Raw genomic sequence first — 20,296 nt, forward strand, 5'->3', positions numbered from 1 at the left:
GCGGAATCGATAGGACGACAACCGCATTCCCAAGGCCGCCCCGGGTGTATCTCACCCCGGGGCGGTCGTTTCCACTCAGCTGCGGCCGATGCGCCTCAGGTGAGGGCGATGTACTTGGTGGACAGGTACTCCTCGATGCCCTCCGTGCCGCCCTCCCGGCCGAAGCCGGAGGCTTTGACGCCGCCGAAAGGTGCTGCGGGGTCAGAGATCACGCCCCGGTTGATGCCGACCATGCCGGACTCCAGCCCCTCGGCGACGCGCAGCGCGCGGTCGAGATCGCGGGTGTAGACGTAGCTGACGAGACCGAACTCGGTGTCGTTGGCGGCGGCGAGCCCCTCCTCCTCGGTGACGAAGCCCACGATCGGCGCGACCGGCCCGAAGACCTCCTCCCGCAGAATCCTGGCCTGCGCGGGCACCTCGCTGAGGATGGTCGCGGGGTAGAACCAGCCGGGTCCACCCGGCGCCTTGCCGCCGAGACGGACCTTGGCGCCCTTGGCCACGGCGTCCTCGACGAGCTCGCTGACCGTATCGAGTTGCTCCTCGTTGATCAGCGGGCCGAGGGTGGTATTCGGGTCGGTGCCGGGGCCAAGCACCACACCGGCGCCCATCGCCTCGACCAGTTTCTCGGTGAACTCCTCGAGCACGCCCTGCTGCACGTGGAAGCGGTTGGCCGCGGTGCACGCCTCGCCACCGTTGCGCAGCTTCGCCAGCATCGCGCCCTGTACCGCCGCGTCCACGTCGGCGTCGTCGAACACCACGAACGGCGCGTTGCCACCGAGCTCCATGGAGGTGCGCAGCAACCCGTTGGCCGAGCTCTGCACCAGCTTCTTGCCCACCTCGGTGGAACCGGTGAAGGTGAGCTTGCGCAGGCGCGGGTCGTCGATCAGCGGCTGGGTCACCGCACCGGAACGGCTTGCGGTGATCACCGAGAGCACCCCGTCTGGCAACCCGGCCTCGCTGCACAGTTGCGCCAGTAGGAGCATGGTCAGCGGGGTCGCCGAGGCGGGTTTAACGATCATCGTGCAGCCGGCGGCCAGCGCCGGGCCGATCTTGCGGGTGCCCATGGCCAGCGGGAAGTTCCACGGCGTGATCGCCAGGCACGGACCCACCGGCTGCTTGTGCACCATGATCCGGCCGGTGCCCGACGGCGCGTGCAGGTAGCGTCCGTGCACCCGCACGGCCTCCTCACTGAACCAGCGGAAGAACTCCGCGCCGTAGCGCACCTCGTTGCGGCTCTCCGGGAGCGCCTTGCCCATTTCCAGGGTCATCAGCAGCGCGAACTCCTCGGCCCTGGCGGTGATCCGCTCGAACACGGTCCGCAGGATCTCACCGCGCTCGCGGGCGGGCCGCGCCGCCCATTCGGCCTGCACGGCGACCGCCGCGTCCAGCGCGCGCATCGCGTCTTCCGGGGTCGCGTCGGCGACCTCGGCCAGCACCTCCCCCGTCGCCGGGTTGTGCACCGGGAAGGTGCCGCCGCCGGTGGCGGCCACGGGCCCACCGATCCACAGTCGCGTCGGGACGGATTCGAGAACTTCGCGTTCGGACACCATGAGCCCAGCGTAATCACCGCGCGCCGGAACAGCCCTCGCGATCAGGCCGGATATGGCCGATATGTCGGTCTGCCGGAGCGCCACGGCGAACTCTCCGGGGGAGATTGCCGTGCGCGGACGGTGGGCGGTGAGTAACCTCGGCGATCGTGAGCAGCGACATCACCGCGACGGCGGCCTGGCGGAAACTGCACGAGCATTTCGACACGATCGCGGAACGCCACCTGCGAGAGCTCTTCGCCGAGGACCCCGACCGCGGCCGCGAACTGACCGTCGACGTCGCCGACCTGCACATCGACTACAGCAAGCACCGCATCACGCGGGAAACCCTGCACCTGCTCGTCGAATTGGCGCGCGAGGCGAAGCTCACCGAGCGCAGGGACGCGATGTTCGCGGGCACGCACATCAACACCTCCGAAGACCGCGCGGTGGCGCACGTCGCGTTGCGGGTGCCCGCGGGCGAATCGATCGTCGTCGACGGCGCCGACGCGGGTGCCGAGGTGCACGAAGTGCTGCGGCGGATGGGCGAATTCACCGACGCGGTGCGGTCGGGACGGTGGCGCGGGGCCACCGGCGCCCGCATCGAGACCGTGGTCAACATCGGCATCGGCGGGTCGGATCTCGGGCCGGTGATGGTGTACCAGGCACTGCGGCACTACGTCGACGCCGGCGTCAGCGCGCGGTTCGTCTCCAATGTCGACCCGGCCGACCTGGTGGCGAAACTGGACGGACTCGACCCTGCCACAACGCTGTTCATCGTCGCCTCCAAGACCTTCTCCACGCTGGAGACCCTGACCAACGCCACCGCGGCACGCCGCTGGCTGGTGGCCGCCCTCGGCGAGGACGCGGTCGCCAAGCACTTCGTCGCGGTCTCGACCAACGCCGAGCGGGTGGCCGAGTTCGGCATCGACACCGCCAACATGTTCGGCTTCTGGGACTGGGTCGGCGGACGCTACTCGGTGGATTCCGCGATCGGTCTTGCCGTGATGGCGGCCATCGGCAAGCAGCGCTTCGCCGAGTTCCTCGCGGGCATGCACGCCGTGGACGAACACTTCGCGCAGGCGCCGCTGGAAGCGAACGCACCGGTGCTGCTCGGGCTCCTCGGCATCTGGTACTCGAACTTCTTCGGCGCGCAATCCCATGCGGTGCTGCCCTATTCGAATGATCTCGCGCGGTTCCCGGCGTATCTGCAACAGCTCACGATGGAGTCCAACGGCAAGTCGGTGCGGGCCGACGGCACCCCGGTCAGCACCAGCACCGGCGAAATCTTCTGGGGCGAACCGGGAACCAACGGCCAGCACGCGTTCTATCAACTGCTGCACCAGGGCACGCGGCTGGTACCGGCCGACTTCATCGGATTCGCCACGCCGACCGACGATCTGCCCACTCGCGACGGCACCGGCAGCATGCACGACATCCTGATGAGCAACCTGTTCGCACAGACCAAGGTGCTCGCGTTCGGCAAGACCGCCGAGGAGATCGCCGCCGCGGGGACCGACCCCAAGGTGGTGCCGCACAAGGTGATGCCGGGCAATCGGCCGAGCACCACGATCCTCGCCGCGCGGCTGACACCGGCGGTGGTGGGTCAGTTGATCGCACTGTACGAGCACCAGGTCTTCGTCGAGGGCGCCATCTGGGGCATCGACAGCTTCGACCAGTGGGGCGTCGAACTCGGCAAGCAGCAGGCGCTCGCGCTCGCCCCGCTGCTCACCGCACCGGAAGAGCCCGCGCCACAGGATGATTCGTCGACCGACGCGCTCATCCGGTGGTATCGCGACCAGAAGTAGCCGAGGCTGCGCGCCCGTCGCTGTCGTAGTGCGCGCCGCGCTGGCGCAGCACCAGGTCGGCGCGGGCCCGCGTGGCGGCGACGAGATCGGCATTGCGCAGGTCGCTCTCGCGCACCTTGATCCCGGCGGCGACCGGAGTGCGTCCGCCGGTGATGTGGCGGCGCAGCAACCGTTGCTCGAGCACCGCGCGCGGGGCGTCGAGGTACCAGCACGCGTCGAGCAGGCGGCGGACCCGCGACCACGGCCGATCCGCGACATCGTCGAGCAGTAGGTAGTTGCCCTCGACGATCGCGACGGTCTGCCGGTCGAACACCACGCCCGCCGGGATCGGCTCGTCCACGGCGCGGTCGAACACTGGCCACGGCACCGGTGCACCGACGCGGGTCTCGCGCAGCCGCCGCAGGTTCGCGAGAAAGCCCGCGGTATCGAAGGTGTCCGGTTCACCTTTGCGCGCAAGGCTTTCCGACGAACGCAAGACCTCGTTGGTCAGGTGGTAACCGTCCATCGGCGCGATCTCGGCGATCGCGGCCCCGGCCGCGCGGTTCAGCGCGTCCCGCAGCGCCACCGACAGGGTGGACTTCCCCGCACCCGGCGGGCCCGCGATGCCGAGCAGATACCTGCCGTCGCGACCAGCGGATTGTGCGCGCACCCATGCGGCGAGCGTCGACAGCGAGGTCTTCTCCATCGTCGCACCCTACCGGCACAAATGGACGTCTCACCGAGCCTGTGGCGCTCGGTGAGACGTCCGTTCAACCGGATTCGATGGTTAGGTGCGCGCCTGCTGCTGCGGCAGCTTGGTCGCCTTGGTGGCGTTGGCCACCTGGACGCAGTCGGCAGCCGTGGTGCCCGCCGTCTGGTTGCGCACGTTGGTGTTGCACGCGGTCTTCAACGCGGTGGACAGCGCCGCGTAGTTGGAGTTGGACGACAGGAGCGTCTGCGTCGTCCAGTACAGGGCCGCGGTCTTCGCCAGGCCGATCGCGGTGACGTTGACGCCGTTGAGGCTGCCGCCGTCCACCATCAGCTGCGCGGTCTTGTTGCCGACGCCGCTGTTGATGTGCACACCGCCGCTGTCACCGCTGCCGGTGTACCAGTACCGGCCGCGGTAGGTGTCGGGATCCTGGAAGGCGTTGGGGTTCTTCATGTCCCGGATCACGCCGATCGAGCTGCAGGCACCGAGCCGCCAGCGGTTGGCCGCGGTGTTGCACGGGTTGCTGGTGTTCACCAGGAAGGTGAGCTCGCCGAAGACATCGGACATGGACTCGTTGATCGCGCCCGGCTCGTTGCGGTAGACGAGACCGTTGGTGTGCTGGGTCACGCCGTGGGTGAGCTCGTGCGCGGTGATGTCCTCGGTGGTCAGACCCGAACCGTAGGCCATGTAGCTGCCGGACCAGAAGGCGTTCTGGTAGGGGCACGCGGTGGTGGTGCAGAGCCGGACGGTGGCGCGCAGCGCCTTGCCCTTGCCGTCACCGGTGTCGGAGCCGATCAGGTTGGTCAGGTTCGGCACCTTGGTGTACTGGGCGTAGAAGCGCTCGGTGTTGCCCAGGTACTCGTAGATCTTGTCGACATCCTGAATACCCGTGGGGCCCTGGCCCTCCGAGCGGGTGGAGCGCAGGCTGCCGGTGCCACAGCCGGCCCGGTTCGGGTCGATGCGCCGGTTCGCGTTGTCACACACCACCCGGTTGAGGTGCTTGGTCTCGCTCCAGCTGTCGAGGACCTTGCCGGTGTTGTTCGCGTCGACGAACACGACCCACGTCGCGGGCTCGCCCTTCTTCTCCGCGCTGACACCGGTGATGTCGACCTTGAACGCCGGGACGGACACGCTCTGCGCGTCATCCTTGGCGGCCAGCTTCGGGTCGTACCAGTACGCCTTGGTCTCGGTGACCGACAGCTGATCGAGGGCCGCCTTGCTCGCCGCGGCAACCTTCTTCAGCGCGGTCTGCTGGACCTGCGACGACGGTGTGGTCGAGGTGAACTTGCCCTCGGACTTCTTCGACAGCGAACCGGTCACCGAGATCAGCGCACCGCTTCCGGTCAGCGACTGCGCCGCCGACGCGCCGAACACCGGCACCTTGTCGATCTCCTGCCGCAGCCTGACGGTGGACCCCTCACCAACCGGGAACACCGACTCCACGACGAGATCGCCTGCGCTGTCACCGTTTCCGGACATCGCCTTCTCGACGCCCGGCGCATGCGCCTGCGCGGCGGCCGGGGCCTCCGCGGGCGTGCCCTGCGGTGCGGCGAGCGGTTCCTTGGGCACCACGAGCTGGACCGCGCCCTGCTGGTCCACGGTCACCTCTTTCGGCACCGCGGACAGGTCGGTGCTCGACGGCGCCGACGGACTCGAAGGGGGTTGCGCGTAAACGGCCGGACCGGACGCGAACACCATTGCCCCAGTAGCGATTAAAGCGAAGGCGGCATATCGCCCCGCTCTTTTTTGTGTGGGTTTCATGACCAAGTAGAACCACATTCGAGCGGTCAACTCGACTGGAGAGCAAACTGGGGAAACGGACAGCGGCACCGGAAATCGACCCGGCAACCGGCCAGCTCAGCCCGGCATATACGCGGTATCAAGATCTTTCGTCGACGCCATTGATCGAGCCGTCCGCGACCTTCCACCGATCGGCAAGATCGCCGAATTCGGTAGTGGAAAACATGTTTAGAACACCGACAGCCGAATTATGCAGCGGCGGAATTGTTTTCCGATACAAAGATCAGAGCAAAGCCCGCTCGATGATGGCGCCGGTGTCGACGCCGGTCGGCAGGGTGCCGTACGCGATGCCCCAGTCGTCGCCGAGCCTGGTGGCGCAGAAGGCGTCCGCAACCGCGGGGTGACCGTGCCGGACCAGCTGCGCGCCCTGCAGCACGAGCGCCATCAGCTCGACGATGCGCCTGGCGCGGTACTCGATATCGCTGAGGTCGGCCAGCTCCTTGCCGACGCGGCTGATCGCGTCGTCCAGCCGCGGGTTCTCGCCGCGCGCCAGGGAAACCTCGTTGAAGAACGCCTCCACCGTCTCCGGCTGACGACCCATGGCGCGCAACGCATCCAGCGCGGCGACATTGCCCGAGCCTTCCCAGATCGACATCAGCGGCGCCTCCCGGTACAGCCTCGGCATGCCCGACTCCTCGGCGTAACCGTTGCCGCCGAAGCATTCCAGCGCCTCCGCGGCATGCGCGGGCGCGCGCTTGCACACCCAGTACTTGGTGACCGCCAACGCGATTCGGCGCAGTGCCGCCTCGGCCGGGTCGCTCGTCGCTCGGTCGGTGGCGCCGGCCAGTCGCATCATCACCGTGGTCGCGGCGTCTGACTCGATCACCAAGTCGGCCAACACGTTTCGCATCGCCGGCTGGTCGATCAGCTTGGCGCCGAACGCCTCACGGTGCCTGGCGTGATGGGCGGCGAAGACCGCGCCGGTGCGCATGCCGGTGGCCGAGCCGATCACACAGTCCAACCTGGTCATGTTCACCATCTCGATGATGGTCTTGACCCCGGCGCCCTCCGCGCCGACCAACCAGCCGGTGGCGTTCTCGTATTCGATCTCCGAGGACGCGTTCGACTTGTTGCCCAGCTTGTCCTTGAGCCGTTGAATCCGAATGGGATTGCGGGTGCCGTCCGGCAGCACCCTGGTCAGCAGGAAGCACGACAGTCCGCCGGGCGCCTTGGCCAGCGTGAGGAACATGTCCGACATCGGGGCGGAGGTGAACCACTTGTGCCCGACGATCCGATAGGACCCGTCCGGTTGCGGTGTCGCCGTGGTGGTGTTGGCCCGCACGTCCGAGCCGCCCTGCTTCTCCGTCATCGACATGCCCGCGATGAGCCCGGTCTTGCTCGACGGTTCACGCAGGCCGAAATCGTAGCTGCGGGAACCGAGCAGCGGCTCGTACTTCGCCGACAGCTCCGGGTTGTGCCGCAGCGCGGGCACCACCGCGTAGGTCATCGAGATCGGGCACATGTGCCCGGCCTCGGCGGCGCCCCAGGTGTAGAACTTGGCCGCGCGGGCGACGTGCGCGCCGGGCCGCGCGTCCAGCCACGGTGCCCCGTGCAGGCCGTGTGCCACAGCGACATTCATCAGGTCGTGCCAGTGCGGATGGAACTCCACCTCGTCCACGCGATGGCCGTAGCGATCGTGGGTGCGCAGCACCGGCGGATACTCGTTGGCCAGCCGCCCCCACTCCTGCGCCGCCGAACCGCCTGCGAGCGCGCCGAGTTCGCGCACCTCGGCCTCGGCCCAGCCCGCACCCTCCCGGTGCAGGCCTTCGAGCAAGGCCGGATTCCGGGAGACATCGAACGGGGCGATGTCGGGGACCTGGTTGAAGACTTCATGCGTCTGCATCGGACACTCCTGATTCCTGCCGAGCGAGCGGTGCGCGCGATGCCGTAGGCACACCCAGTGCGCGCAAAGCGAAGACAATGAGTTCGGGGACAACCGATTCCGCGTGCGGCGCGGCGGCGAGCGGGCCGACCAGCACCTCGCCGATCGCGCCGACCAGCGCGGCCGCGCTCGTCCTGGCGTCCTGGGCGGGCAGCTCGCCGTTCGAAACCCCCTCCGCCACCGCGGATTCGAAGGCATCGGTGAACGCGCGCCGGAACCGCAACCGCTCGGCGTCGACCACGGTGTCCACCGGCTCGACGAGCAGCACATAGGCGAGTTTCGGATTCTTCAGCGCGCGCCCCGCGAAGGTCTCCACCGCCGCACTCACCCGCTGCACGGCGGTACCGCCCGCGCTCGCGGCGGTGACGGCGGCAACCTCCCAGGCAACTACCTTGTGGAAGACGGCGCTGACCAACTCCGCCTTGCCCGCGAAGTGTTTGTAGACGGTGCCGGTGGCCACCCCGGCCTCGGTCGCGACCGCGGCCATCGACAATCCGGCGTAGCCCGCGCGCGAGAGTACGGTCGTCGCGGCCTGCACGATCAGGCCCGCCTGCGCGTCGAGGCGGGCCTGCACAGCGGGGGTTCTGCGGTAGGCCACGCAAGAAGTGAACCATAAATTCATTTCTTGCCACAAGGGCGGATTCACGACGTATGGTCGAGGTCGTGAACGTACGAATCGAGCGCAACGGCCCGGTGACCACGGTGATCCTGCACCGCCCCGAGGCACGCAACGCGGTCGACGGCCCGACCGCGGCTGCCCTGGCCGACGCCTTCCGCGAGTTCGACGCCGACCCCGACGCCGCGGTGGCCGTGCTGTGGGGCGACGGCGGCACCTTCTGCGCGGGCGCCGATCTCAAGAGCCTCGGCACCGAGCGGTCCAATCAGGTCACCGAGGACGGCGACGGCCCGATGGGGCCGACCCGGATGCGGCTGTCCAAGCCGGTGATCGCCGCGGTCTCCGGCTACGCCGTGGCGGGCGGACTGGAGCTCGCGCTGTGGTGCGATCTGCGAGTCGCGGAGCAGGACAGCACCTTCGGCGTGTTCTGCCGCCGCTGGGGCGTGCCGTTGATCGACGGCGGCACCCTGCGCCTGCCGCGCATCATCGGCACCGGCCGCGCGATGGACCTGGTGCTCACCGGCCGAGCCGTCGACGCCGCGGAGGCGCTCCAGATCGGCCTGGTCAACCGCGTCGTCCCCACAGGTGAAGCCCGCAGTGCCGCAGAACAATTGGCCGCCGAACTCGCCGCGCTGCCGCAGGCCTGTCTGCGCTCGGACCGGCTTTCCCTGCTGGAGCAGGACGGCATGGACGAGCACACCGCGCTGCGCAACGAGCTGCGCCACGGCATGACCGCACTCGCCAACGGCGCGCTCGACGGGGCCCAGCGCTTCGCCTCCGGCGCGGGCAGGCACGGCGCGCGAGCGTGAGCGCCCCCGGCAGGCTGAGCGTCGTCGACGAGATCTTCCTGCGGACCCATCGCGGTCTCGGCACTCCCATTGCGCTGCAAGGGTTGTGGCGCACCGCCGAGCGGATCGATCCCGAGCTGCTCCGGCGGATCCACGCGTCGTTACGCACCGGACCGTTGGGGCGCAGGGTCGTTCGCCCGCGGGTGCCAGGGGCCCGTCGTGCCTGGCAGGTGAACACCCGCGCGCACCCGCTGGCCTGGAACCCGCGGCCGCTGTCCCCCGCCGCGCTGTTCGCCTGGGCCGACGCACAGGGCACCGGCCTCGATCCCGAGAACGGGCCCGGCTGGCGGCTGTCCGCCACGACACTGGCGGACGGGGGTTCGGTTGTCGCCCTGACCTGTTCGCACGCGCTCGCCGACGGCCGCGCGCTCGCGCTCGCCGTGGACTGCGCGCTGGGCGGCACCGCGTTGCCCGCCGAAGTACCGGCGCCGGGATCGGACTGGGCCGATGCCCGTGAGCAGTGGTCCACCGTCCTGCGCGGCACCGCACGCGCGTTGCGGCACGGCATTCCCGCGCGCCCGGTCGCCGCACCCGCGCGGACCGCCGCACCCATGGGGGGCGCCGCCTGCCACGGCGCGATCCTGCAGTGCGCGGCGGCCGATTGGGATCGCGCGGCGCTGGCGCACGGCGGCACCGCCAACAGTCTGTTCATCTGGTTGGTCGCGAACACACTGTGGGACAGTGGTTTTCCGGAGCCGAACCTGGAGGCGAGCTTGCCGGTCGACACCCGCGCCGAGCCACGGGTGGACAACGACCTGGCCATGACCGCGATCACCGTGCGGCGCGCGGACACGCCCGCATCGATCCGCGCGCACGCCCGCGCCGCCTACGAACACCGAATGTCCAGTCCGGGCGGCATGCCCGAGGAGCTGCTCCAGGTCGTCCCCGATCGCTGGGCGTACGCGCTGTCCAAGGGCGCCGGAGAGCGAGACATCTTGTGCTCCAACATCGGAACGCTGCCCGCCACGCTCCGTGCGCTCGGCACGCATCGCTGCGCCGGTGTCGCCGCACGCGCCATCCACCCCGGCCTCGACACCGCGCGGCTGCCGCGGACCCGCCTGTCCGGCTATCTGTGCCGCATCGCCGACGACTACGTCGTCGCGCTGGTCGGGCTCGACCCGGCGCTGATCGAATCCGACGGCGCCCTGGCCGATTCGGTGCTGCGGACCGCCGCGCACGTCGCGTTGCCCGTGCGGACGTGGTGATCGGCGCTCATTCCGTCGCGTCGATGTCGTGCGCGGTGAGCGCGGCGGCGAACAGCTGTGCGTGATCGGGCCGGTTGGGGTCGTAGCCGGTGACCGCGGCGATCCGGTTGAGCCGGTAGTTGAGCGTATTGCGGTGCACGACAAGGGCGGCCGCGGCCTGCTGGCGGTTGTAGTCGTTGTCGATCAGCGCGCGTAACGCGTCGAGCAGGTGGGCCTGGTCGCGCAGCGGGGCCAGCAGCGTGAGCAGCCAGGTCCGCGCGGGCCCCGGCCGGGCGAGCTGATACTGCAACGCCAGGTCGGCCATCCGGTACACCGCGCTCGGACGCCGCAGTTGGTAAGCGAGCCTGGCGATCTCACCGGCCTCCTCGACCGCCGCCGGAATCTCCGCGACATCGGCGGCGATCGCGAAGCCCGCCACCGTGCGCACGCCCGCACCCTGTGCGACCCGGCTGACGAAGGTGTCCAGCGCCGCCTCGGCCTCGCCGTCCAGGCCGGGCACCAGCAAGACCCCGCCGCCACGCTCGACGGTGCTCAGCGCCCGGTCGGACACCGCGTCGATCTCCGCTTGCACGATGCGCAGCACCGGCCGGTTCCCGCCCGCCGCATCGGACTCGGCCAGCCGGAAGACCAGCACGCGGAAGCCGCCGTCGAGCGAGATGCCGAACCGCTCGGCCAGCAGGTCGGCGGGTGTGCCGTGCACCAGCGCCTGCGCCACCGCGCGCTTGGCTTCCCGCTGCTCCCAGTGCAGGTCTTGGCGCTCGCGCAGGTACGCGCTAGCCACGCCCGGCGTGACGGCACCGAGATAGCCGAGCAGGTACGGCACCGCGGCCAGCAACTGATCACGCTGCGCGGGCGCGGTCGCCGCGGCGGCGACCGAGTTCCACGCCGCGATCGCGGCGTGGTGATACACCGAAAGCACCGTGTCCAAAGGGATCCCGGCCCTGGCCCGGCGCACCGCGATGTCGATCAGCTCGGAGAGCTCCTCCTTGTCCGGCGGACGGCGATCCGACAGCGACCGTAGGAACAGGCGCAGGTTGGCCTCCGCGGCCTGCGGCAGGTCGTCCATGGAGTCGGCGGGCAACGCCCGGTAGTAGGGCACCGCGTTGAGGACCTCGGTCAGGAGGTCACGAGTCACTTCGGGCAACGCCGACCGGATGTATCTCGACAGGTCGTCCAGCGCGGTGGCATCGGTGCGAGGAGTCACCTGCACATTGTTTGCACAGACAAACCCTTTCGCACAATAGCTGCAAGGTAACCAACTCAGTTAGTGCATGCGAACAAGGTGGCATCCCGTCCGATGCACAAATATCGCTCGGCTATCCCGTCGCCCGAACAATGACTCAGGTCATAGGACGACATTCGCGCGTATGGGCGTCAGCGGGCGGTCGGCCCGTTCGCGCACATCCGCGGGCACCTCGATGCCGGGATCCAGGTCGGCCGAGCCGATCGGGGTATCCCAGACCTGGCGCACCGGCAGCACGCCGGCCCACACACCGCCGGCTTCGACGTCGGCTGGATCGTCGTTGGGCCCGCCCGACCTGACCTTCACCGAGGCTTCGGTGAGATCGAGGGCGAGCACCATGGTGGCGGCCAGTTCCTTCTTGCTCGGCGGCCGCACGCGCGACCAGGCGCCCGGTGCGGCGTGCTCGGTGATCACCTCGAGCGCGCGCACCCGCCGCGCCGGATCGGTGATCTCCACCGCGCGGCCGTGCACCACCGCCGAGCGGTAGTTCATCGAGAAGTGCATCGCCGAACGGGCGTAGACGATCCCGTCGACCAGGGTGACGGCGACCGACACGGGCCCGGCCAAGGCCGCGCGCAAATTGCCCGCACCGGTGGAGCCGTGCAGGTAGAGGGTGTCGCCCGCGCGTCCGTAGATGGTGGGCAGCACCACCGGCGCGCCGCCGAGCAGCACGCCGAGATGGCAGACCAGACCGGCGTCGAGCACCGCGTCGAGTTCGGCCCGATCGCCGCGCGCCCGCTCCTTCGAGCGCGTCACGGTACTGCGCGGGGTGGGCGAGAGCGGGGTGCGAACATCGGCTGAGCGGGTCATATGATCAGGATCGGGCGCGCAGTGGCATTATCAAAGTGCCAATTCTACGAAATTTGCGCAGTCCACTTTGGAGTCACCCGTGCTCGACGATCTCCCCCTCGAACTCGACCGCGCGCGGCCCGCACCGCTGTCGGTCCAGGTCGCCGCCGGGTTGCGCGCCGCGGCGACCAACGGCCTGCTGCGCGGCGGCGACCGGCTGCCGTCCTCGCGATCGCTCGCGATCCGGCTCGGGGTGAGCCGCACCGTGGTGGCCGCCGCCTACGACCAACTGCACGCCGAGGGCTGGATCGACGGCAAGCGCGGTTCCGGCACCTACCTGACCACCACGCCCCCGGCCGCACCCGTACGCCCGCTCGCCGCGGGCACGGCCGACACCGACCCGGAACTGCTCGACCTGGAACCCGGCGCGCCGTGTGTGGAAACCATCGACCGTGCGGCGTGGCGGCGGGCCTGGCGCGGCGCGGCGGACCTGTCGCCGCTGACGCGCCGGGATCGCGGAGGTGAGCCGCAGTACCGCGCGGCGATCGTCGAACATCTGCTGCGCCACCGCGGTCTCGGCGCGGGCAGCGACACCACGTTGCTCGCCACGGCCGGAACCAGCGCCGCGGTGGGCGAACTCGCCGCCGCACTGCTGCGACCGGGTGACGCGGTGGCACTCGAGGATCCCGGGTATCACCGCGCCGCAGGCGCTTTCGCGGCGGCGGGGGTCACCGTGCTACCGGTTCCGGTCGATGCGCACGGGCTGCGGGTGGATTTGCTGCCACGACACATCAAGGCGGTGTATTGCACTCCGGCGCACCAGTTTCCGCTGGGTCCACGCATGCCTGCGGCCCGCCGCGTCGCGCTCGTCGAGCATGCCAGGCGGCACGGCCTGCTGATCATCGAAGACGACTACGACGGCGAATTGCGTTACGACACCGCACCTTTGCCACTGCTGGCGGCGATGGCGCCCGACGTCGTGGTGCACCTCGGCACCACGAGCAAGATCCTCGCGCCGAGCCTAGGCGTCGGCTGGCTGGTCGCCGCGCCCGCGATCGCCGCCGCGGTGCTCGCGCACCGCGATCGCACCGGGACCTGCCCGAGCCCGGCGGGCCAGCAGGTGTTCGTTTCGCTGGCCGCGCAGGGCGATCTGGCCAGGCACCTGCGCAGGCTGCGCCGCGAACTACCGCCGCGACGGGCGCTGGTGGTGGCCGAGCTGAGCAACCGCGGGCTCGACATCCTCGGCGACGCCGCGGGCACGCACGTGGTGGTGCCGCTGGCTTCGGCCGAGGCGGAGGAGCGCGGCGTCGCGCTGGCTCGCGCGCAGGGCGTCGCGCTGGACGGATTGGCCCGCTACCACCTCGGCCCGCGACGACACTTCGGTGTCGCGCTCGGCTACACCGCGCTGCCTATGCCCGAGCTGGCCGCGGGCGTCCGGATCGCCGCCGACTGCCTCGCGCGGTCGTAGCATGGTCGGCATGACCGAACAGGACGTTCTGGCACGGATCAAGGCGCTGGTCGAGCAGGAGCACAAGCTCCGCGCGCAGGCCACCAAGGGTGAGCTCGACCCCAAGACCGAACGCAGGCAGCTCGCCGAGCTCGAGGTGATGCTGGACCAGGCGTGGGACCTGTTGCGGCAGCGCAGGGCGCGGATCGACCAGGGCGTGTCCCCGGACGGCGCCGAACCGAGTTCCCCCGCACAGGTCGAGGGCTACCTGCAGTAGCCGCGACGATGTCGAGCGAAGCGAGCGAATACGACGTAATCGTGATCGGGGGCGGACCGGCGGGTGAGAACGCCGCCGCCTACGCGATCGCGGGCAGTGCGCGCACCGCCGCGATCGTGGAACGCGAACTCGTCGGCGGCGAATGTTCCTACTGGGCCTGCGTGCCCAGCAAGGCGCTGCTGCGGCCGGGCCACGTGCTCGACGCCGCGCGGGCGATGGACGGGATCACCGCCACCGGCCTCGACGTCGCGGCCGTGCTGCGCCGCCGCGATTCGTTCGCCGGGCACGACGACACCTCCCAGGTGAAGTGGGCCGAGGACAACCGGATCGACGTGGTGCGCGGCACCGGACGCCTCGCGGGCCAGCGCCGGGTCGAGGTCGACGGCCGAGTGCTGACCGCGCGGCACGCGGTGGTGCTCGCGACCGGTACCACCGCGCACGTGCCCGATGTCCCCGGCTTGCGCGAGGCACTGCCGTGGATCTCCCGCGACGCCACCAACCTGCACGAGGTCCCCGACCGGGTGGCCATCATCGGCGGCGGGGTCGTCGCCTGTGAGGCAGCGACCTGGCTCGCCGCGCTCGGCGCGCAGGTCAGCCTGATCGTGCGCGGCGGCGGCGTGCTGGCCTCGGCCGAACCCTTCGCGGGCGAACGCGTCGTCGCGGAGCTCACGAAGCGCGGCGTGCGCGTCCTACCGCACACGGTTCCGACGCACGTGCGGCGTCCCGACGAGAAGGACACCGGCGAGGGCCGGATCCACGGCGGTCCGGTCACTGTGGGACTACACGGGCCGCAAGGGGATGCCGAACTCGAGGTCGACGAGATCATCGTCGCCGCGGGACGCGCACCCGCCACGGCGGGGCTCGGGCTGGACTCGGTCGGCCTGCCGGACGGCTATGTCGAGGTCGACGACCAGCTGACCGCGCGCGGCGTGGACGGCAACTGGCTGTACTGCGTGGGCGACCTGAACCATCGCGCCGCGCTCACCCACATGGGCAAGTACCAGGCCAGGGTGTGTGGCGAGGTGATCGCGGCCAGGGCCGAGGGCCGCCCGCTCACCGCCGCGCGGTACACCGCGAGCGCCGATCACGCGCAGGTCCCCCAGGTGGTATTCACCGCGCCGGAGGTGGCCTCGGTGGGACTCACCGAGGCGGCCGCGCGCGCCGCGGGCCACGCGGTGGAAACGGTCGAACTGGATATCGCCGTGGCCGGATCCTCGTTGGCGCGCAACGACTTCGCGGGCCACGCCAAGCTGGTCCTCGACGCCGCCTCGGACACGCTGCTCGGCGCCACCTTCGTCGGACCGGAGATGGGCGAGCAGCTGCACGCGGCCACCATCGCGGTGGTCGGCAAGGTGCCCCTGGCAACCCTGTGGCACGCGGTACCCGCATTCCCCGCGGTGAGCGAGTTCTGGTTACGTCTGTTGGAGGCCCGCCGCTCGTAGCTAGCATCGGTGGATGGTGGCATCGACAGATATCCGGACCGCCGACGGAGTAGTCCGCGGTCGTCGTGGCCGCCGCGTTTTACGCTGGCGGTCCCTCCCCTACGCGGCCCCTCCGGTGGGCGAGTTGCGTTTTCGCGCCCCGCAACCGGTGACCCCGTGGACCGGGGTGCGCGAGTGCACCGAATTCGGGTTCGCCGCAATGCAGCACCGCGCAGGCGCGCGGATCGGACCACGGCACTTCCAGGCCACCGACGAGGACGCGCTGACGTTGAACGTCACGGTGCCCGCCACCGCGTCGACCACGCCGCGCCCGGTGCTCGTCTTCATCCACGGCGGCGGCTATCTCATCGGCACCTCGGCGCTCGGACTGTATTCCGGCGCCCGGCTGGCATTGCGCGGCGACGTGGTCATGGTGTCGTTGAACTATCGGCTCGGCGCGTTCGGCTACCTGGATTTCGGTGAATTCAGCACGCCGGAGCACACTTTCGAGTCGAACCTGGGCCTGCGCGATCAGGTCGCCGCGCTGCGCTGGGTACGAACCAACATCGCGGCCTTCGGCGGCGACCCGGACAACGTGACGATCTTCGGCGAATCCGCAGGCGCACACGCGGTCTTGAGCCTGCTCGCCACTCCGGCCGCGAAAGGGCTCTTCCACCAAGCTATTTCGCAGAGCCCGCCGGCGGATTGGGCGATGACCGCCGAGGCTGCCCGCGTCTTCGCGCGCCGGTGCGTCACCGAACTCGGCGCCACACCGCAGAACGCCGCAGAGACCCTGCGCACCGCGAGCGCCAACGCGATCCGGCGCGCTGTCGATCGCACCGGCGGCCGGGTAGTGCGCGAGCATCGCGGTCTGTTCCCGGTCGCGCCGGTGGTGGACGGCGAGTTCCTACCGCAGGCGCCGATCGAGGCGATCATCGACGGCAACGCGCACCGGGTGCCGCTGATCATCGGCACCAACCGGGACGAGGGCACCCTGTTCGCCAAGTTCGCCGACTCGCTGCCGACCACGCCGCGGCGACTACGGGCCGCGGTCGGCTCCGCCGCCGCCGAATCCCGCATCGCCGCCGCCTATCCCGGCTATCCGGGCGCGCGGGCCGCGGTGCGCGCGGGCGGTGATTTCGTCTTCTGGCGGCCGTCGGTCCGCGTGATGGCGGGGCACAGCAGGTACGCGCCCACCTACGCCTACCGCTACGACTTCGCCCCGCGCGCGCTGCGCCTCATCGGCCTCGGCGCCTCGCACGCCACCGATCTCGTCCCGGTCTTCGGTGGCGGCGACGCCTCATTCGGCTTCGCCTTCACCGCGGCGGGCGGGCGGCGCGGACTGCAGGCCGTGACGCGCCAGTTCCAGGACAACTGGCTGGCCTTCGCGCGCACCGGCGCACCGCTGCCGTCCTGGCCGCCCTACACCGAGGACCGCCGCACCACGCTGATCATCGACTGCCCCACACACCTGGAGCACGACCCAGACAAAGCCAAACGCCTTGCCTGGCAAGACATCCGAATTCCCACCCTGCACGAGCAGGCTACTTGAGCAGCCGCGACATCCTGCGGTCGGCCAGGATCTTGCCGCCGGTCTGGCAGGTCGGGCAATACTGGAAGGACCGCTCCGCGTAGGACACCTCGCGGACGGTGTCACCGCAGACCGGGCACGGCAGACCGGTTCTGGCGTGTACCCGCATGCCGGAACGCTTCTCGCCCTTGAGCCGGGCGGCGTCCTGGCCGACCGAGCGCTGCACCGCGTCGGTCAGCACGGCGCGCATCGCCGCGTACAGTTCGGCGACCTTGTCCGCCGCAAGGGTTTTGGTGTTGGCGAACGGCGAGATCCGCGCGGTGTGCAGGATCTCGTCGGAGTAGGCGTTGCCGATGCCCGCGATCAGGGTCTGGTCGACGATCGCGGTCTTGATCCGCTGCGCGGCGCCGCGCAAGATCTCGGCGAACTCCTGCTCGGTCACCTCGAGCGCGTCGGGTCCGAGCCGGGCGATGCCGGGGACCAGCTTCGGGTCGTCGACGAGGTACACCGCGAGGCGCTTCTTGGTGCCCGCCTCGGTGAGGTCGATCGCGGGCGTCGCGCCCTCCGGGGTGAAGAAGTGCACGCGCAACGCCAGCGGGCTCTTGCCACCCGGCTTCGGCGGCGTCTGGCTCGGTTCGTCGATCCAACGCAGCCAGCCGCCGCGGGACAGGTGCGTGATCAACCACAGCCCGCCGCAGTCCATGCCGAGGAACTTCCCCCAGCGCCCCGCACCGGTGACATCGCGGCCGGACAGTGCGGTCACCGGCGGATCGTAGGTCTTCACGGCGCTCAAGGCCGCGACATCAACACGCCCCACCACGGCGCCGACCGCATGTTCCCGCAGGAACTGCGCCAACGCCTCCACTTCAGGTAGTTCGGGCACATGCCAAGGCTACCGGCGGGCACCGACATCAGCAGGCCGGTCGAGCGCGCCGGTCAACCGCGACGCAACAGGTAGACGTCCATGATCCAACCCTTTTCCGCACGCAACCGGGCCCTGCGCTCGACGATCCGCTGTTCGACCTCCCGCAGCGGGCCCGCGATCAACGTCTCGTCCGGCATCCCGAGGTAGGCGCCCCACCAGATGTGCACATCGGTGCCGGGCACCTCGGTGAACGAGCAGTCGCCGTCGAGCATCACCACCGCGGCATCGGCCAGTCCCTCCTCACGCAGCCGCCTGCCCGTCGTGATGCGCACCGGCTCACCGATCCCGTGCAGCACCATGCGATGCCGCGCGGCCAGCGCCTGCACGCTGGTGACACCGGGAATCACCTCGTAGTCGAACCGCACGGCACCGCGGGCGAGCACCCGTTCGATCATCCGCAACGTGCTGTCGTAGAGCGACGGATCACCCCACACCAGGATGCCGCCGACCCCGTCGGCCACGACGAAGGCCGCCTCCAGCAGCGCGGCCCTGCGCTCGTGCCAGTCCTCGACCACGCCCCGATAGTCGGCGGGCGCGCGGTCGCGCGGCGGATCGGCGATCTCCACGATCCGGTACGGCCGTTCGGCGTGTTCGGCCAGAATCGCGGTGCGCACGTCGACCAGCTCCTGTTTCTCGGCGCCCTTGCCGATTACGAAGAACACGTCCACCTGCCGCAGCGCCTTGACCGCCTGCATCGTCACCTGGTCGGGATCGCCCGCACCGATGCCGATCACCGAGAGCTTCTGCATGCGCCGAGCTTGCCAAACACGACAAAGACTAGAGTCGGCAGGCGTGGCGACGACCGATACCCAGTACGAGGACCTGCTCCGACTGGTGCTCGCATCCGGCACGAACAAGGCCGACCGCACCGGCACCGGAACGCGCAGCATCTTCGGTCACCAGCTGCGCTATGACCTTTCGCAGGGCTTCCCGCTGATCACCACCAAAAAGGTGCATCTGAAGTCGATCGTCTACGAGTTGCTGTGGTTCCTGCGCGGCGATTCCAACGTGAGCTGGTTGCGGGAGCACGGCGTCACCATCTGGGACGAATGGGCCGACGCCCAGGGCGAACTGGGCCCGGTCTACGGCGTTCAGTGGCGGTCGTGGCCGACGCCGGACGGTACCCACGTCGATCAGCTCTCCGAGGTCCTGCGGACACTGCGGACCAACCCGGACTCCCGGCGCATGCTGGTGTCGGCCTGGAACGTCGCGGAGTTGGACAAGATGGCGCTGGCCCCCTGCCACGCCTTCTTCCAGTTCTACGTGGCCGACGGGCGGCTGTCCTGCCAGCTGTATCAGCGCAGTGCAGACCTGTTCCTCGGCGTGCCGTTCAATATCGCCAGCTACGCGCTGCTCACCCACATGGTGGCCCAGCAGAGCGAACTCGAGCCCGGCGACTTCATCTGGACTGGCGGCGACTGCCACATCTACGACAACCATCTCGACCAGGTCGGCGAGCAGCTGTCCAGGGAGCCGTACCCGTTCCCGACCCTGCGGCTGCGGCCCGCGCCGACGCTGTTCGACTACGCCTACGAGGACGTGGAAGTGGTCGGCTATCAGCATCATCCGGCGATCAAGGCGCCGGTCGCGGTGTGAACGAGCACGCGCGCCTGCGCAGGCACGGCAGCCGCGCCCGCACGATCGGGTTGATCTGGGCGCAGACACCCGATGGCGTGATCGGCGCCGAGAACACCATTCCCTGGCGAGTGCCCGAGGACATGGCGAACTTCAAGGCCGTCACCATGGGCCATCCGGTGATCATGGGCAGGCGGACCTGGGACTCGCTGCCGCCCCGCTTCCGGCCGCTGGTCGGGCGCCGCAACATCGTGGTGACCAGGCAGCCCGAGTGGAGCGCCGCGGGCGCCGAACGCGCGGGCTCGCTGCCCGAGGCGCTGGCGCTCAGCGGGCAGGACACCGTGTGGATCGCCGGTGGCGGCGAGATCTATCGCGCCGCCATGGCTTTCGCCACCGACCTGCTCGTCACCGAGGTCGACACCGCGGTCGCCGGCGATGCCTACGCGCCCACCATCGGCCCCGAGTGGAAGGACGCCGACACCTCGCCGTGGCAGCGCTCCACCTCGGGTGTCGACTATCGAATCCGCCGCTATATCCGCAGGTCCACAGACTGATCGGCAACGATCGGCAGCACCGGCGGCGGGCACACGACACCGTTCGATCACAGAACGCCGCCACCACGCAAACCAGGCACGAGACCCTGCGTGGTCGGGCATACTCCAGTTAAGTGGCGCCCGGGCCCAGTCCGCCCGAGCCCCCGAGCCGATGCGACCAG

At 69.9% G+C, this 20,296-nt stretch carries 18 protein-coding genes; 9 read left to right on the forward strand and 9 right to left on the reverse strand.

Annotated elements, in window-relative coordinates; translation table 11 throughout:
* Positions 1-95: 95 nt before the first annotated feature.
* Positions 96-1,550, reverse strand: a complete 1,455-nt coding sequence (locus tag F5X71_RS31880) for an NAD-dependent succinate-semialdehyde dehydrogenase (protein ID WP_167465323.1) — start codon at positions 1,548-1,550, stop codon at positions 96-98.
* A gap of 146 nt (positions 1,551-1,696) precedes the next feature.
* Here F5X71_RS31880 and pgi point away from each other — a divergent pair, with 146 nt between their 5' ends.
* On the forward strand, positions 1,697-3,334 hold the full coding sequence (gene pgi / locus F5X71_RS31885; protein WP_167465324.1) for a glucose-6-phosphate isomerase: 1,638 nt from the start codon (positions 1,697-1,699) through the stop codon (positions 3,332-3,334).
* On the opposite strand, the gene F5X71_RS31890 is transcribed toward pgi, so the two are convergent.
* The 4 genes from F5X71_RS31890 to F5X71_RS31905 form a co-directional block, all read right to left on the reverse strand.
* Positions 3,306-4,019: a nucleoside/nucleotide kinase family protein gene (locus tag F5X71_RS31890; RefSeq protein WP_167465325.1), complete on the reverse strand. Its 714-nt coding sequence runs from the start codon at positions 4,017-4,019 to the stop codon at positions 3,306-3,308. The genes pgi and F5X71_RS31890 overlap by 29 nt on opposite strands.
* 81 nt (positions 4,020-4,100) lie before the next feature.
* A complete protein-coding gene (locus F5X71_RS31895) occupies positions 4,101-5,720 on the reverse strand; it encodes a M4 family metallopeptidase (RefSeq protein WP_167465326.1) in 1,620 nt (539 codons plus the stop codon).
* A 325-nt stretch (positions 5,721-6,045) separates the two neighbouring features.
* Positions 6,046-7,665 (reverse strand): acyl-CoA dehydrogenase family protein, encoded by a 1,620-nt coding sequence (locus F5X71_RS31900; protein WP_167465327.1) that lies wholly within the window; start codon positions 7,663-7,665, stop codon positions 6,046-6,048.
* Complete coding sequence (locus F5X71_RS31905) at positions 7,652-8,302, reverse strand: TetR/AcrR family transcriptional regulator (protein WP_167465328.1); 651 nt, start codon at positions 8,300-8,302, stop codon at positions 7,652-7,654. Before F5X71_RS31905 ends, F5X71_RS31900 begins: the two co-directional genes overlap by 14 nt.
* A 65-nt stretch (positions 8,303-8,367) precedes the next feature.
* Between F5X71_RS31905 and F5X71_RS31910 the strand changes: the two genes are divergently transcribed.
* Positions 8,368-9,129 (forward strand): crotonase/enoyl-CoA hydratase family protein, encoded by a 762-nt coding sequence (locus F5X71_RS31910; RefSeq protein WP_174817172.1) that lies wholly within the window; start codon positions 8,368-8,370, stop codon positions 9,127-9,129.
* Positions 9,126-10,373, forward strand: coding sequence for a hypothetical protein (locus tag F5X71_RS31915; RefSeq protein WP_167465330.1), 1,248 nt, complete (start codon positions 9,126-9,128; stop codon positions 10,371-10,373). Before F5X71_RS31910 ends, F5X71_RS31915 begins: the two co-directional genes overlap by 4 nt.
* Positions 10,374-10,380: 7 nt before the next feature.
* Here the strand turns inward: F5X71_RS31915 and F5X71_RS31920 are convergent, their stop codons facing one another.
* The gene (locus F5X71_RS31920) at positions 10,381-11,577 is read right to left on the reverse strand and encodes a PucR family transcriptional regulator (protein WP_167465331.1); all 1,197 of its coding nucleotides are present in this window, start codon (positions 11,575-11,577) and stop codon (positions 10,381-10,383) included.
* A 141-nt stretch (positions 11,578-11,718) separates the two neighbouring features.
* Complete coding sequence (locus tag F5X71_RS31925) at positions 11,719-12,426, reverse strand: pyridoxamine 5'-phosphate oxidase family protein (RefSeq protein ID WP_167465332.1); 708 nt, start codon at positions 12,424-12,426, stop codon at positions 11,719-11,721.
* A gap of 79 nt (positions 12,427-12,505) precedes the next feature.
* On the opposite strand from F5X71_RS31925, the gene F5X71_RS31930 reads away from it, so the two are divergent.
* The 4 genes from F5X71_RS31930 to F5X71_RS31945 are packed head-to-tail and all read left to right on the forward strand — an operon-like array spanning position 12,506 to position 17,102.
* Positions 12,506-13,873, forward strand: a complete 1,368-nt coding sequence (locus tag F5X71_RS31930) for a PLP-dependent aminotransferase family protein (protein ID WP_167465333.1) — start codon at positions 12,506-12,508, stop codon at positions 13,871-13,873.
* Positions 13,874-13,883: 10 nt separating this feature from the next.
* The gene (locus tag F5X71_RS31935; RefSeq protein WP_167465334.1) at positions 13,884-14,129 is read left to right on the forward strand and encodes a DUF2630 family protein; all 246 of its coding nucleotides are present in this window, start codon (positions 13,884-13,886) and stop codon (positions 14,127-14,129) included.
* Between the two features lie 8 nt (positions 14,130-14,137).
* Entirely contained in the window at positions 14,138-15,571 is a 1,434-nt protein-coding gene (locus tag F5X71_RS31940) for a dihydrolipoyl dehydrogenase family protein (protein ID WP_167465335.1), read from the forward strand.
* Between the two features lie 13 nt (positions 15,572-15,584).
* The gene (locus F5X71_RS31945) at positions 15,585-17,102 is read left to right on the forward strand and encodes a carboxylesterase/lipase family protein (protein ID WP_167465336.1); all 1,518 of its coding nucleotides are present in this window, start codon (positions 15,585-15,587) and stop codon (positions 17,100-17,102) included.
* Here the strand turns inward: F5X71_RS31945 and F5X71_RS31950 are convergent.
* A complete protein-coding gene (locus tag F5X71_RS31950) occupies positions 17,095-17,964 on the reverse strand; it encodes an Fpg/Nei family DNA glycosylase (protein WP_167465337.1) in 870 nt (289 codons plus the stop codon). The genes F5X71_RS31945 and F5X71_RS31950 overlap by 8 nt on opposite strands.
* A 53-nt stretch (positions 17,965-18,017) precedes the next feature.
* Positions 18,018-18,755, reverse strand: a complete 738-nt coding sequence (gene cobF / locus F5X71_RS31955; protein ID WP_167465338.1) for a precorrin-6A synthase (deacetylating) — start codon at positions 18,753-18,755, stop codon at positions 18,018-18,020.
* Here cobF and F5X71_RS31960 point away from each other — a divergent pair.
* Both F5X71_RS31960 and F5X71_RS31965 read left to right on the forward strand, forming a co-directional pair.
* Positions 18,754-19,602, forward strand: coding sequence for a thymidylate synthase (locus tag F5X71_RS31960; RefSeq protein WP_167466896.1), 849 nt, complete (start codon positions 18,754-18,756; stop codon positions 19,600-19,602). The two genes, cobF and F5X71_RS31960, sit on opposite strands and share 2 nt — an antisense overlap.
* Positions 19,599-20,135 (forward strand): dihydrofolate reductase, encoded by a 537-nt coding sequence (locus F5X71_RS31965; RefSeq protein WP_238815583.1) that lies wholly within the window; start codon positions 19,599-19,601, stop codon positions 20,133-20,135. Before F5X71_RS31960 ends, F5X71_RS31965 begins: the two co-directional genes overlap by 4 nt.
* Positions 20,136-20,296: the final 161 nt, after the last annotated feature.

Origin of the sequence: Nocardia brasiliensis, from assembly GCF_011801125.1 — a bacterium.
In the GTDB taxonomy this organism is placed as follows: Bacteria; Actinomycetota; Actinomycetes; order Mycobacteriales; family Mycobacteriaceae; genus Nocardia; species Nocardia brasiliensis_C.

Coding starts and splice junctions, on each gene's coding strand:
- F5X71_RS31880 (WP_167465323.1), bottom strand. CDS start 1,550: ATGGTGTCCGAACGCGAAGTTCTCGAATCCGTCCCGACGCGACTGTGG.
- F5X71_RS31890 (WP_167465325.1), bottom strand. CDS start 4,019: ATGGAGAAGACCTCGCTGTCGACGCTCGCCGCATGGGTGCGCGCACAA.
- cobF (WP_167465338.1), bottom strand. CDS start 18,755: ATGCAGAAGCTCTCGGTGATCGGCATCGGTGCGGGCGATCCCGACCAG.
- F5X71_RS31940 (WP_167465335.1), top strand. CDS start 14,138: ATGTCGAGCGAAGCGAGCGAATACGACGTAATCGTGATCGGGGGCGGA.
- F5X71_RS31895 (WP_167465326.1), bottom strand. CDS start 5,720: ATGGTGTTCGCGTCCGGTCCGGCCGTTTACGCGCAACCCCCTTCGAGT.
- F5X71_RS31945 (WP_167465336.1), top strand. CDS start 15,585: ATGGTGGCATCGACAGATATCCGGACCGCCGACGGAGTAGTCCGCGGT.
- F5X71_RS31925 (WP_167465332.1), bottom strand. CDS start 12,426: ATGACCCGCTCAGCCGATGTTCGCACCCCGCTCTCGCCCACCCCGCGC.
- F5X71_RS31960 (WP_167466896.1), top strand. CDS start 18,754: ATGCGCCGAGCTTGCCAAACACGACAAAGACTAGAGTCGGCAGGCGTG.
- F5X71_RS31935 (WP_167465334.1), top strand. CDS start 13,884: ATGACCGAACAGGACGTTCTGGCACGGATCAAGGCGCTGGTCGAGCAG.
- F5X71_RS31900 (WP_167465327.1), bottom strand. CDS start 7,665: ATGCAGACGCATGAAGTCTTCAACCAGGTCCCCGACATCGCCCCGTTC.